We start from the raw sequence: 12,905 nt of genomic DNA on the forward strand, positions 1-12,905 counted from the left end.
ATGTCCACACTTTCCACAAGAACGTGGGTTTTTTTGTCTAAAGTGACAGAATGTTGTCGAAAAAACCCGCCTGCACGGGCGGGTCACTCTTTCCGGTCGAACAGCACAGGGGGACCGACGAATACGGTATTCTGCTCGCGTAACCCCGGTGCTGTCTCTCGGCAGTTTTCAGTTTTTTTAAGTTTAAGGCAGCTGTTTCCTTGACGTCTGCAACTCGCTCTGTCAAAGCCGTTTGTTTTTGCAGGATGCGGCGCAATCGATCTTGGACGTCGGGTTGGCGCTTTTCTGTCTCAGGCAGTGCATCAAATTGCTGCTGAAGGGCCTCTATGCGGTTTTGCGCCTCCTCCAGACGCTCCCAATCTTCCTCGGACAGTGCGCGGTCCACCACATTCACGAGGCGTTCGTAGGCCGTTAAAACCGTGAGAGCTGACATTATAAACCGGCCTCAACGGACGCCTGTTGTCTCGCGTACTTCACGACTTCTTTCCACGCATCGCGCAACTCAGTCAACAACCCTGTCACTTCCTCTACGACGGCCGCATCTTTTTTCACGTTGGCTTGCGTTAGGCGGAACAACATGTAGTCGTACAGCGCCTCCAGCTGTCGCCCGACGTTCACGGACGTGTCGAGAGTCAGCATGAGTTCTTGAATAATGTCTTGTGTTCGGTGCAACCGGTCGTTAGCTGTTTCAATTTCTTGGCGCTCGATGGCCTCCCGCGCCTGGCCGAGAAAGCGAATCGCACCGTTGTACAACTGCAGGGTCAACTCTGCAGGAGACGCGGTTTCATACTGATTGCGCAAATACACTTGCTGTGCGTTATGGTATGCCACGTTCGAAAACCCCTTTATCAGCTGTTTGCCTCAACCTTGCATGCTGCCCAGTTGACTCATCAACCAGGCGTTCTGCTGATTTAACCGCTCCATTGCCTTCTCCAGTGCGGTGAACTGGCGCCAGTAACGGTCTTCGATTTGCTGCAGGCGGCGCTCCATGTCTGAAATGCGTTCATCGAGATCGCGCAACTGTTTTCCGATGAGGCTGTTGTCCGCTTCAGAGAGGGAAACGGGGTAACCCGCTTTTTCATTGAGCTGACTGATGACTCGGTTTACGGAATCGTACACCCTTTTGGCGATACCCGTCTCCTTGTATTTCGCTGCCTCGTCTTGAGACGTGCCGCTCACAGTGAACAAGTTCATGACGAAGTCAGGGTCGTTGGAAATGGCTTCACGCAGCTTCGCTTCGTCTATATACAATTTCCCGCCGTCGCGGTAGCGGGAAAGCCCGACGACGGGGTCGCCGACCGTAATGCCGATCTCAGACAAGTGACCGACACCTTCTACCGTTGAATAAAAGTCTAGGCGCAAGTCGCTCAACGCTCTGCTCAAAAGCGGATCGTTTTTAATCAGGCCGCTTCTCGCTCGTTCCTCCCACTTCTCGATCTCTGTCTCGGACAGCTGTTCCCGCTGTTCATCGGTGAGGGGTGGATAATCGCGGTATCGATTCTCTCCCAGCTTTTCGTTGACTTTCGCAATTAAATCGTTGTACGCTTCCACAAACGCCTTCACTTTCTCAAATATAGCATCTACATCGCGGGAGATGGACAGATTGACCGTCTGCCCTCCCGTCATCTGTTTGACGTCCATCTGGATGCCGTCGTACGTAAAGCGGTTCGTATCACTCGTCAGTGTGACACCGTTAATCACGATTTTGGCCTGCTGTGGAGGTTCATTCTTTGGATGAAGACCGGCCAAACTGAGCACATTGTTGTCTTCGACCGCGACGCTAATTTCTGCCTGCGAGTGAACGTCATCCGATTTCAACACAATTTGATTCACGTTATTGCGGTCAATTTCGGCTCTAAATCCACTTTCATAGAGCTTTTCATTCAACTTGACGACGACGCTCTCGACGGTGTCTTCTCCGGTCACATTGAACTCTACACCGTTCACTGAAAACGTGAAGTCACCGGCCCACCCTTCCGCTTCGGAAAACTTCTGTCCAGGGTGTGCCACCGCAAAGTCAAACGTGGCCGACGCGTGTTTCCCCGCCTGAGCCAACTGGACGACTTCCACCGAGTACATCGATTGGGACGGACGCCCCACGACCGAACTGGTGAGTGCGGCTTCGTTTGACGACACGACGTTGTACACGGAAAAACCGCTTTGGAGCCGGAGGGCGTCTACTTTTTCCCGAAAAGAGGTGAACAGGCGGTTCATCTCCCGGTAGTCCTCGCGCTGCCACTCGAGCATTTGCCTGTTTTGGTTCAACCGGTCGAGGGGAAGGCGCTCAACGCGCATCAAGTCTCGGATGATCTGGTTCGTATCCAGCCCTGTCGCCAAGCCGGTAAACATGGTCCGATTCACACTGTACACCATCTCGGTCACCCTTTGCTAACGTTTTTCATCGACCATCATTCCCATGAACCTGTACATGTCCGCCATCATGTCCAAAAACCGCTTTGGCGGAACTTCGCGAATGACTTCATCCTCCAGCGTGTCCACAATCTCTACGTAGTAGCGGTGCGTATCTTCATGCAACCGAAACCGCAAGTGGGTCTGCAACACTTTCAGCGCTTCGTTTAACCCGCCGATCGCCTGGTCCAGATCGGAAACGTCCGGTACTGTAACCGTCTGTTGCGATGCCCCCTCGTTTAAGTGACTGCGAAGAGCATCTCTCAGTTCTTGTCCATTCGGTTGCTGAACAAGAGGTGTGAACGTTGTAACGGATTGAATGGAAAGCGTCAAAAGGATCACCCCAGTTCCATAACCCCAATTCAATTGTTAGTTATAGTATCGGAAGAATCAGATGGATGTTTAACCGCAACTTTTCGCCATCACCTCCCGTTTCTCTGTTAGAGCGCCACCCCAGAAGCTCGGGACCAATTCACCACATCTCGTCTTGAATGAAACGGCTCACATATTATAATGGAACTATGGTTTACAAGGGGGTACATCACATGAAAAAAGTCATCACTTACGGAACGTTCGACCTATTGCACTGGGGCCACGTCAACTTGTTGAAACGGGCCAGGGAACTAGGCGATTACCTGATCGTCGCCCTCTCGACAGACGAATTTAACGCCGTCAAAAAGAAAAAGGCGTACTACAGCTACGAAAATCGGAAACTGATTCTCGAGGCGATCCGTTACGTCGACAAAGTGATTCCAGAGAAAACGTGGGAGCAAAAAGTCGACGATGTCCTCAACCACGACATCGACATTTTCGTCATGGGGGACGACTGGAAAGGAACATTTGACTTTTTGAAGGAGTACTGCGAGGTCGTCTACCTGCCGCGCACGGTCGGCATCTCCACTACACAGATCAAACGGGATTTACTCTCCGTGAGAAACGGATAAGCGCGGGCTTTCGCCATGTGACGAAGCATTTCACACGTTTGAGAAGGGAAAGGAACGACACCGTGAGAGAGACGATTAAACAATACAAGCGATTGTACAGATGCTTAAAAAAAACGTACAAGCGACTGTTTCGCCTGATGTCACGCCTTCCGGTAAAAAAAGATTCCATCGTCTTCGAAAGCTTTCGCGGCGTGCAATACAGCTGTAATCCCCGGGCCATCTACGAATACATGCGACAGTACCATCCCCACTTTCGCATGGTGTGGAGCGTGGACAAGCGCTCTGTCGATTACTTTGAGAAACACCGCATTCCGTACGTCAAGCGCTCCTCCATCCGCTGGATGTTTTGGATGGCGCGAGCCCAGTACTGGGTGACGAACAGCCGCTTACCGCTCTGGCTCCCCAAACCGAAACACACGACCTACGTCCAGACGTGGCACGGCACGACCCTTAAGAAGTTAGCCGGCGACATGGACGAGGTGCACATGCCTGGAACGGACACCGTGAAGTACAAGCGCAACTTTTTTAAAGAATCGGGCAAGTGGGACGTGCTCATCTCGCCGAACGCTTATTCAACGGACATCTTTCGCCGGGCGTTTCTTTTTGGCAAAACGCTGATCGAAACGGGGTATCCGCGGAACGACTACCTGTACACACACAACAACCGGCAGGCGATCGAACAGTTAAAGACGACGTACGACATCCCGAAGGACAAAAAAGTACTCCTTTACGCTCCGACGTGGCGTGACGACCAGTCTTACGAAAAAGGCCGCTATAAATTTGACCTCCCCCTCGATTTGAACCTGCTCAAGCAAAAGTTGGGGGAGGAGTACGTCGTCATTTTACGCATGCACTACCTCGTGGCAGAAAATTTTGACCTTTCGCCTTACGAAGGGTTTGTGTACGACTATTCGACGAACGTGGACATTCGCGATTTGTATCTCATATCCGATTTGTTGATTACCGACTACTCGTCCGTCTTCTTCGACTACGCCAACTTGCGGCGCCCCATCGTCTTCTACATGTTTGACATCGATCAGTACCGGGACACGCTGCGCGGCTTTTACTTCGACATCGAGAAAAACGCTCCCGGCCCCATCGTGAAGACGACAGAGGAAGTTGTCGAGGCCATCGAGTCTTTTGCCGCTCAAAACTTCGCCGTACCGCCTTCGTTCCATCCATTTTACGACAAATTTTGTTACCTGGAAGACGGTGAAGCGACGAAACGGGTGGTGGAACGCGTGTTTCTGGGAAAAGACTTGACGCAAGAGACGGCGAACACCGCTGTCACGACCTCCACCCGCTGAGCGGATCCACAACCGGCTACGCCATACGGTGTGCCATTTGTATGTGGAGAGGTGGCGCACCTCCCCGCACCACGTCACACAATGTCCATTCCATTGCTCTCGCAAGTCACTCGCCTCTACCCTGTTCTTCCCCTTTGCGGTCTTCGCTCACTCGCTTCAGCTGCCGCAACAAATCGGCAGAAGGTGGCCCTGTGCGGGCCCGCCTGTTCTCCTCTTCTACGGCGTCCAGCAGTTCCTTGCGCACAATTTCCACATCCTTTGGCGCCTGTATACCGAGCTTCACCCGGTCGCCCTCCACTTGCAGGACGACGACTTCGATGTTCTCATCGATAACCAGCGTCTCCCCGACTTTCCTCCGCAGGACGAGCATCAGCGTTCCCCGCTTCCTGCCGCCTGTTTGGAGAACAGCGGGTGTTTGACGGCGTAGCGCGAATCGTTCAAAATGACCTGCCGCCCTAACCGGCGGCGGTGATTGATGACGACCGGAGCTTGCAGATTGACGGTGGACTGTCTGAAGTCTTCTGCGACGACGACGATATTCCGCACCCAGATGTCTTCCGGCGCGTGAATCTCCAATTGCTCGACGATCGCTTCTGGCAGTTGGAAGTCGTAATCACGGAAAAACGCGAAAGGATCGACGGTCAAAAAGCACAACTGTGCCTCCTCAAGGGACTGCAAGTGGTAGAACGGCCACATCTCCTCATGAAAAAGGACCGCAAAACGGGTGCGGTCAGGCCACCCCGGCAAACCTGCCGGGAAAACGATCTGGTCGTCGTCTGGTATGTCCACTTCCCCCATGTAAGCAGTCTGATAGTGGGTCATGCCCTTCATCCTTCCAAGTCAAAGTCACGGTTCACATCGTAATCAGACAGCCAAAGCTTCGTCACCTTTCCTTCCTGCTCCATCCGGTAGGCGACTTCGCCCAGTTTCCAGTGCCGTGTCACGCGGTCAGGCGTATAGCGCAAGCGAGGCGGCTCCGAAGGAGGCGGATCAAGGGCAACCCCTTTGGGGCGAAACATCGATTCGAACGCTAATTCGACGATGACGTCCTCCCCGGTGTGAATGGCAGCATACCGATCCCCTTCCCGGGCGACGCGGGCCGTCCCTTCCAACACCGCCTGACGGGCCAGCTCTGCCAGGCGTCCGCTTAATTCGACCGGAGGATACATGCCGAGGGCCCGTCGGCCGGCCGTCTGGTCAATTTCCAGGCCGCCGCGTTCCCGAACCGTCTCGTACCGGGGCATGACGGCAGGCTGTACACCTAACCGGGGCAACTGCTGTCTTATATTGAGGAGCTTCATTCCGCTCACTGATCTACAACCCCTGTCTCTACTTCAAAAAGTCCACAAGGCTCGGTTGAATGATGCGGGCACCGGTGGAGAGGGAGGCGATGTACACATTCTCTGCCATTTTCAAGTTCGTAATGGCTTCAGCAATGTCGACGTCCTCCGTGCGGGACAGCAATCTCTGCAAGTTGACACTGTCGTCGTTCAGCCGCTCCGTCGTCAGCTCCAGCCGCCGGGTCCGCCCGCCGACGCTGGCCAGTGACCGGAGCAAGGCGTCTTGCCGCTCATCCAAACGGCCGATGATCTCATGTATCCCCTCAGTATCTTCGTTTCGCAACGCTTGCGACAGTCCGTGCATGACGTCAAAAAGGTTGTTGTACACGTCTTGATGATCACCGTCACCACCGCCTTCATCCACAAGCGGTCCGAACACTTCCTCGAACGTGACGTTCACCTCGATTTGTACGCCCGGCCCCACTTGTAATACGATTTTGCCGTTGTCGATATCGCTTAGGTCGGGATTTTCAGGATTATAAGGCGGTGCATCCGTCTTTTCCCCGTTAAAGACGTACTTGCCCTGGAACTTTTCGTTGGCGATGCTCTCCAGCTGCTCAATCATTTCGTCGATTTCCGCCGCGATGTTCTCCCGGGCGGTATCCGGGTTTGTATCGTTCGCCCCTTGAATGGCCAGCTCTTTCGCCCGCTGGATGATCTCGTTCACCGCGTGCATCAGACTTTCCGTCGTCTCCAGCCGGGAGAGGGCGTAGTCCCGGTTCTTCTGGTACTGTTCGTTGGCCCGCAGTTCACTGCGGTAGCGCATCGAAAAGTTAAACCCGACCGGGTCGTCGGAAGGGCGGTTCATTTTCCGTCCGGTCGTCAAGTATTCCTGGTAACGCTGCATGTGCAGCAAGTTGTGGTTCAAGTTCGTCATCATGTTCCGCGAAAGCATGCTTTGTGTCACACGGAAACTCATCCCGTTACCTCCTCACGAATATACGTGTCCGCTTACCTTCCCACGTGGCCCATGCCGTTAATGATCCGGTCCAGCATTTCGTCGATGGCCGTGATGTTGCGAGCCGCGGCGTTGTACGCGTGCTGAAACATGATCAGATTCGCCATCTCTTCGTCTAAGGACACAGCGCTGACGGACGCCCGCCTCATCTCCACGTGGTTCAAGACCGACATGTTGTTGCTCAACTGCTTTCCGGCGCTGTCCGTTTCGACTCCCAGATTGGCTGCATACGCACTGTAGTAGCCGCCGATCGTCCCTTTGGCCACCGTCGCATTGCCGTTTCCGTCGTCGAACTCGAATTGCCCTTCGTCTTTGAACTTGGCTATGATCAAGGCGATGCCGTTACTTTCCGGCAGGGCTGTGTAGCTACCATCCTCATGGACAATGACTTTGTTCGACGGCGCGAGCAGCGATTCATCTTTTAAAAGTTCTGATGAAACACGAATATTTTCAGCGGTGAAGGCCTCGCTGTCATCTGCTGTCTCAAACAACAGGCCACCCGGCTGAGGCGGCTCCTGACCGTCCCACCCTAGCTGGTGGAGACCGTTTAAGCCGTTTACGGTAATCGTAAGGGGTTCGTCAAGAACCGTGTCTTTTTGATACAAAATAGTCCCGTCTTCTGCTATGATGTCACTTGCCAACACTGTCCCTGCTGGAAGGGTGACTTCTACCTTTCCTTGAACGAGCGTGTTCACCAGGGCGTTCAGCTCATTTTGATAACGCGTAACGGTATCGAGGGACACGAATATCCCGTTGATCTCGCCGCCGTCGATAAAGTCTTTTAAAGAATCATCCAGTGAATAAGGGTTATTCGTGCCGTCCAAAAGTACGCCGTCAAATTCTTGGTCTGACGGGTCACTCTCACCGTTGGCCAAGACAATCTTGTACGTCTCGTTCCCTTTCTCGCCTGACACTTCGACGCGGATGTCGAGGAGCCGAGACAACTGGTCGACGGCCAGATCGCGCCGGTCGCGCAAGTCGTTGGCGTTGTCTCCCGACGCCTCCACTTTGTTAATCTGCTCGTTTAAATCCCGAATGTGTTTGAGGAGTTCGTTCGCTTCGTTAAACTTAATGTCGAGGTTTTCCTCCAGATCGCGTTTCAAATCGCTCAACTGTCGACCCTTGGCGTTAAAAGCTTCCACCAGCGCCTGCATCTTTTGGATCACGAGGGTCCGCGTCGTGTGCTCCCCTGGGTTGGCGGCGAGCTCGTCCCACGCCGTCCAAAACTCATCCAAGGCAGCGCCGAGCCCGTTTTCAGACGGCTCGTTAACGATCGCTTCCAATTTTTCCAGCGTGTCCAGGCGGACTTCCCAGTCGCCCACCCGCTGGTGCTCATGGCGAAACTGGCTGTCGAGAAAAGCCTCACGTAAACGGACGACGTCGCGGACGATGACCCCAGTCCCAAGCTGTCCGGCCATCGCCGAGCGGTTTACGCCAATCGGGTCAAGGGGCGTCATCGTTCCCATATTGACCCGCTGCCTGGTATACCCTTCCGTATTGGCGTTGGCGATGTTGTGCCCTGTCGTGTAGATTCCGTACTGTTGGGCGTAAATTGCCCGTTTCATCGTTTCCAGACCGTGAAAAGTAGATCGCACTTACGTCTCCTCCCGTTCTCACGCTTTGCGGTCAAATATGCCACTGCTTTCCCTGTTTTCTGCCGGCTCCTGCTGTCTCGGGCCGTACAGGTAATCTTCTGCCGGGTGTTTCGTCAGGACGTTCAACGTGTGCTGCACGTGCTGCAGCGACTCGTGCACGAGCGTCTGATTGAGCTCGTTCTCGCGCTTCAACTGTTCAATGAGCTGCAACAGTTGTTTCATTTGCCCTTGAATCGCAGTGCGGTCGCGTTCATCCATCTGTTCCAACAGTTGATGGAGCGTCACGTGTCGCACATCTTTCGCAGCCGGCGCAATTTGCCCCACGCACTTCAACCGCTCTTCTTCCACGGTTTCAAGCTTTGCGATCAGAGCGTCCTCTTCTTTCAGCAAATTTTGGAGGGCGTCTGGCTGCCCAGACATGACAACCTTTCGCTTTTTCTCCGCAACAGTCAACAGTTCTCGGTGAAGTTCTATGAGTTGATCCAAAATGGCGGACAGTTGTTTAAACATGAGTCCGCCTCCTACAGCGATTTCCAGTACTGGATCATTTTCTCCACGACTTGACGGGCGTCGACGTAGTACGTGCCGTTCTGTACGGCATCCATGAGCTGGTTGATCCGTTCACTCCGCTCCGGTGATGTCACATCGCGCACGGTCTGTTGGTGCAACGCTTTCGCTTCCTGTGAAATATTCACTTCATCCCGTGCGTTCTCCGTTCCCGAAGGCTTGTTGCCAGAGGGAGCCGACTGCTTCGTCTGCTGGTAGGCACTGATCGACTGTACCGATTGGTTCCCTTCGATTCTCACATTCTCACGTCCTTTTAAGTCAACCTATCATTGTTATCGGAAAAATGGACAGACGTTACAGTCCTAATTTTTGGGCTTGTAAATCCGGTATTTATGTCGCACATTTGAATGAAGAGAGTCTCTGTCATGCTTCTTTTGAACCACTTTCTCCACTTCGTCCGTCAAACGTTTTTCACATTGGGAGCACAGCCTCCCCGAGCGGATTCGTTTTCCGCAACTCTCACAATGGTAAAACATGTTGGGATTGTCCTTTGTTAAAACGAGACGGCCTTCGATAATGAATTGAATGATTTCCCGCACGCTCACCCCGGTCGCCTCACTCAGTTCTTTCATTCTCGTTTCTGGGTTGTCGCGCAAGTAGTCCCGACACCGCATAAAATCTTGTTCCCTCTTTTCCGTGCAAGCGGGGCAGAGGGATTGCTGGCGGTAACGCACGAACACCTTGCCGCAGCGGGAACAGTTCCCAATCCGGTTCATCGCGTTTTTGTTCACGGGGCACCCTCCTGCTCTTCGGGGACATCTATCGAAAAACAAGCGTCATCGTCCGATATATTGATATATAAGGGCAACGTGTGACTCACTCCAGACTACTTCACTTTTGATATCGGCAAGGGGGCGGTTTATTTTGAATGCTGGCAACAGTTTACAGGTCACCGGTGACAAAATCCGGATGGCAGACCCCGACTTAAAATCGGCCCTCATCGTTCCCGGCAAACACTGCATATTGATTGTAAGCGGAAAAAAAGTGTCCAGCCCGATCCAAATCGCTCCGGAAGACGACGTGACGTGGCGCGGGGCACACGAAACTGACCCCCCTTTTGAATTTAAAGTCACGGCCGACCGTCTGCAAGTGCAGCTGACCGTGTACGCTGACTGTTACGACAAGTGGGCGGCTTCCCTGGAGCGAAAAAAAGAGGGGTGGGTCGTCAACTGTTCCCCGGAACCGGATCCCAACCGGCCAGTGAGGGTTGACGACATAATACGACAGTACCGTGCGCGCCGTTTCCAAGCCGTCCTCGACCGTTCAGCAGTCGAACAGGCCCTTGATGAAAAAGCGGGAACGCCTGTCGTCATCGCCAGAGGAATTCCTGCGACAAAAGGGAAAAACGGGTGGGTAGAGCCCCACTTCGCCCTTGATGAAGAAGTGGAGTTTGAAACGACGGGAAACAGAATCAACTTTCGAGAAAAACGGCGCATCCCGATCCTCCGGGCTGGTGATCTGATGGCAACGGTGCACCCTCCCATTCCAGGCAAGCCGGGAACAGACGTATGGGGACACCCCATTCCACCCGCTCCCGCTCGGCCTGCCAAATACCGTCTAAAACAAAATGTGCGGGAAGACAACGGGAAAATTTACGCGAAGATCACCGGACGCCCGAGTATGACGCGAGAGATCAACCCCGTACTGGACGTCGTCTCTGTCTACACGGTCCCCGGAGATGTCGACCTCACGTTCGGTCACGTCCGCTTTGAGGGGGACGTCATCGTGTTGGGGAACATTCTGGAATCGATGAAAGTCACGGCGACGCAGCGCATTATCGTGCACGGCGGCGTATACGGTGCGGAGCTAGCCGCGGGCGGCTCTGTTCACGTCGATCAAACGATAAGCAACAGTAAAGTGTACGCCGGTCAACGCGGCACACTCGCCCGCAAACTGCAACAGCCCCTCAAAAAACTTTACAGACACGTCATGTCTGTCGAGAAATCGCGTCAACAGCTGGAAAGCGAAGCGAAAAAACAGCAGAAAACCGTCTTGCAAACTGACATTTTGCATCACTTGCTCACCCGCTTTTACCCGGACACGACCAAACAGATTAAGACTGTCCTCAACCTGTTGGACACGACAAACAAAGGGTTACTGCCCAACGAATTCATTCCGGTCAAAGAAAGTTTGGAACGGCTAGTCGAAGAAAGCAAGTCCCGGTTCCGTCTCGCAACGTGGCACAGTGTACGGGATGAACTCCAACACTTCCTTCACGAAACGCTGGCTACCTGTCTACAGAAAGAAACCCTCACGTTGCAAACGGCGGATGTGAGTGAACTGGAAGTGCACGGCGACATCGTGTTTACCGGAAAGGGGAGCACTCATTCCCACATGTCCGCCAGTGAATGCATTTTGTTCACGAAACCGAATGCCTCTTGCCGCGGCGGATCTTTAACCGCCGGAAAACGCATCGTAGCAGAAAACTTGGGGAGTTTAAGCGGGAGCAAGACCGTCTGCCGGGCCGGCAAGCGGATCGCCGCTAAATCGATTCAGCACTGCGACATTCAAATCGAAGGACCCGTCCAATACGTGGAAGACATGACAGACATCGAATTTTACAAAGATAAAGGCCAAACGCGATCCCGTCCCTGGACTTGACCGCAAACTCAAAATAGAGCCTTCGCACAAAGCGCGGCTCTATTTTGACCTTTTTGACCTTTCGCGGTTATTGAACTGATTCTTTTAACTGTTTTCCAGGTTTGAAAGCGGGCACTTTGCTCGCTTTAATCTGAATTTCTTCACCCGTCTGCGGATTGCGCCCTTTGCGAGCGGAGCGTTCCCGCACTTCGAAGTTGCCGAATCCGATAAGGGAAACTTTTTCTCCGTTCTTCAGCGCTTCTGAGATCGTTTCCAATACCGCATCCACCACTTGTGTGGCATCTTTCTTCGTTAATCCTCGCTTCTCTGCCACCTTCTCGACGAGTTCCGTCTTGTTCATTCATCTCACTCCTTATCCAAAAATGAAGTCTCGTTCCTTTTGTTACCCGTATGCACGCAATTTATACTTGATGGCACAACATTCTACTCAGTTTATCGGCCCAATTTTCACAAATTGTTAGTTTTTAACCTTCTCAACGCGCAAACGTCACCGCCAGCACCTGGGGACAACCTCCTTGCAACAACTCACGGGAACAGGCGCGCAACGTCGCCCCCGTCGTGTAGACATCGTCGACGATTAACAGCGGACCGCAGTGTCCTAAGTCGCTTTTCAACGTAAAGGCTCCCGTCATCCCCATCAAGCGGCTTTGCCTCGGTTGTCGGCTCTGTTTCGGCGTATCCCTCGTGCGGACTAACGTACTGACGACTGGACGGCGCAACTTTTTGCCGATGACGCGGGCTAACAATTCGGCCTGGTTAAAGCCCCGCTCCTCTTCTCGCCTTTTGTGCAGCGGAACGTACGTGACGGCGTCGATCTCTTTACTTTCGTATTCCCGCCACACCACGTCCGCCATCATCGTCCCCAGAACATCTGCTAACGTCTCCCGCCCGCGGTATTTGAATAGACTGATCACTTCGCGCGCTAGGGGCGTGTACTGCACAACGGCGCGGTTCACCACGGGCACCCCTCCTTCGAAGCGGACGCAATCGGAACAGTGCGCTACTCTCGCCTTCTCCGGAAACGGCTCCATGTGTCGACCGCACTGTTCACAACGCGTCTCACCGATCCATCCGATCTCCTCCCGGCATTCAGTGCAGAGCGGCCATCTCCCGCCCCTCTCAGCTGGGCGGGAACAAAAAGCACACGGCTTCGGTTGCGGAAACAGCCAGTCTACATACACGGT

16 protein-coding genes and 1 pseudogene are annotated in these 12,905 nt (G+C 53.5%); 3 read left to right on the forward strand and 14 right to left on the reverse strand.

The features are described 5' to 3' along the window. Positions 1 to 37: 37 nt before the first annotated feature. Genes B0W44_RS16310 through B0W44_RS16325 form a run of 4 tightly spaced genes read right to left on the reverse strand, consistent with a single transcriptional unit; the run spans position 38 to position 2,742 of the window. Positions 38 to 433, reverse strand: a complete 396-nt coding sequence (locus tag B0W44_RS16310) for a hypothetical protein (RefSeq protein ID WP_077720945.1) — start codon at positions 431 to 433, stop codon at positions 38 to 40. Next, on the reverse strand, positions 433 to 831 hold the full coding sequence (gene fliS, locus B0W44_RS16315) for a flagellar export chaperone FliS (protein ID WP_077720946.1): 399 nt from the start codon (positions 829 to 831) through the stop codon (positions 433 to 435). The genes B0W44_RS16310 and fliS overlap by 1 nt, the downstream gene beginning before the upstream one ends. 30 nt (positions 832 to 861) lie before the next feature. After that, entirely contained in the window at positions 862 to 2,361 is a 1,500-nt protein-coding gene (fliD, locus tag B0W44_RS16320) for a flagellar filament capping protein FliD (protein WP_169835638.1), read from the reverse strand. A 27-nt stretch (positions 2,362 to 2,388) separates the two neighbouring features. Next, positions 2,389 to 2,742 carry a flagellar protein FlaG gene (locus B0W44_RS16325; RefSeq protein ID WP_169835639.1) on the reverse strand — a complete coding sequence of 118 codons (354 nt, stop codon included), beginning with the start codon at positions 2,740 to 2,742 and terminating at the stop codon, positions 2,389 to 2,391. 212 nt (positions 2,743 to 2,954) lie between these two features. Here B0W44_RS16325 and tagD point away from each other — a divergent pair, with 212 nt between their 5' ends. Together tagD and B0W44_RS16335 are read left to right on the forward strand one after the other, a co-directional pair. Next, positions 2,955 to 3,353, forward strand: coding sequence for a glycerol-3-phosphate cytidylyltransferase (gene tagD, locus B0W44_RS16330; RefSeq protein WP_077720949.1), 399 nt, complete (start codon positions 2,955 to 2,957; stop codon positions 3,351 to 3,353). Between the two features lie 23 nt (positions 3,354 to 3,376). Continuing rightward, a pseudogene (locus tag B0W44_RS16335) lies at positions 3,377 to 4,660 on the forward strand (CDP-glycerol glycerophosphotransferase family protein); the annotation flags it as partial. A 106-nt stretch (positions 4,661 to 4,766) separates the two neighbouring features. On the opposite strand, the gene csrA reads toward B0W44_RS16335, so the two are convergent. The 8 genes from csrA to B0W44_RS16375 all read right to left on the reverse strand — a co-directional run bounded on the left by csrA (position 4,767) and on the right by B0W44_RS16375 (position 9,851). Next, entirely contained in the window at positions 4,767 to 5,030 is a 264-nt protein-coding gene (gene csrA / locus B0W44_RS16340; protein WP_077720952.1) for a carbon storage regulator CsrA, read from the reverse strand. Then, positions 5,030 to 5,491 (reverse strand): flagellar assembly protein FliW, encoded by a 462-nt coding sequence (fliW, locus tag B0W44_RS16345; RefSeq protein ID WP_077720955.1) that lies wholly within the window; start codon positions 5,489 to 5,491, stop codon positions 5,030 to 5,032. Before fliW ends, csrA begins: the two co-directional genes overlap by 1 nt. Further along, positions 5,488 to 5,961 carry a DUF6470 family protein gene (locus B0W44_RS16350; protein WP_228441694.1) on the reverse strand — a complete coding sequence of 158 codons (474 nt, stop codon included), beginning with the start codon at positions 5,959 to 5,961 and terminating at the stop codon, positions 5,488 to 5,490. The genes fliW and B0W44_RS16350 overlap by 4 nt, the downstream gene beginning before the upstream one ends. Before the next feature lie 28 nt (positions 5,962 to 5,989). Then, a complete protein-coding gene (flgL, locus tag B0W44_RS16355) occupies positions 5,990 to 6,919 on the reverse strand; it encodes a flagellar hook-associated protein FlgL (RefSeq protein ID WP_077720957.1) in 930 nt (309 codons plus the stop codon). Between the two features lie 32 nt (positions 6,920 to 6,951). Then, the gene (gene flgK, locus B0W44_RS16360; RefSeq protein ID WP_077720959.1) at positions 6,952 to 8,553 is read right to left on the reverse strand and encodes a flagellar hook-associated protein FlgK; all 1,602 of its coding nucleotides are present in this window, start codon (positions 8,551 to 8,553) and stop codon (positions 6,952 to 6,954) included. 18 nt (positions 8,554 to 8,571) lie between these two features. Then, positions 8,572 to 9,063, reverse strand: coding sequence for a flagellar protein FlgN (locus B0W44_RS16365; protein WP_077720961.1), 492 nt, complete (start codon positions 9,061 to 9,063; stop codon positions 8,572 to 8,574). A gap of 11 nt (positions 9,064 to 9,074) precedes the next feature. Then, entirely contained in the window at positions 9,075 to 9,359 is a 285-nt protein-coding gene (flgM, locus tag B0W44_RS16370; RefSeq protein ID WP_077720962.1) for a flagellar biosynthesis anti-sigma factor FlgM, read from the reverse strand. 63 nt (positions 9,360 to 9,422) lie between these two features. Next, positions 9,423 to 9,851, reverse strand: a complete 429-nt coding sequence (locus B0W44_RS16375; RefSeq protein ID WP_077720963.1) for a hypothetical protein — start codon at positions 9,849 to 9,851, stop codon at positions 9,423 to 9,425. Between the two features lie 133 nt (positions 9,852 to 9,984). Between B0W44_RS16375 and B0W44_RS16380 the strand changes: the two genes are divergently transcribed. Further along, entirely contained in the window at positions 9,985 to 11,721 is a 1,737-nt protein-coding gene (locus tag B0W44_RS16380; protein WP_077720964.1) for a flagellar assembly protein A, read from the forward strand. A gap of 67 nt (positions 11,722 to 11,788) precedes the next feature. On the opposite strand, the gene B0W44_RS16385 is transcribed toward B0W44_RS16380, so the two are convergent. Together B0W44_RS16385 and B0W44_RS16390 are read right to left on the reverse strand one after the other, a co-directional pair. Then, positions 11,789 to 12,061: an HU family DNA-binding protein gene (locus B0W44_RS16385; RefSeq protein ID WP_077720965.1), complete on the reverse strand. Its 273-nt coding sequence runs from the start codon at positions 12,059 to 12,061 to the stop codon at positions 11,789 to 11,791. Positions 12,062 to 12,194: 133 nt separating this feature from the next. Continuing rightward, positions 12,195 to 12,902 (reverse strand): ComFC family protein, encoded by a 708-nt coding sequence (locus B0W44_RS16390; RefSeq protein ID WP_149027059.1) that lies wholly within the window; start codon positions 12,900 to 12,902, stop codon positions 12,195 to 12,197. Between the last annotated feature and the right edge of the window lie 3 nt (positions 12,903 to 12,905).

The organism is Novibacillus thermophilus, assembly GCF_002005165.1.
Taxonomy (GTDB): Bacteria; Bacillota; Bacilli; order Thermoactinomycetales; family Novibacillaceae; genus Novibacillus; species Novibacillus thermophilus.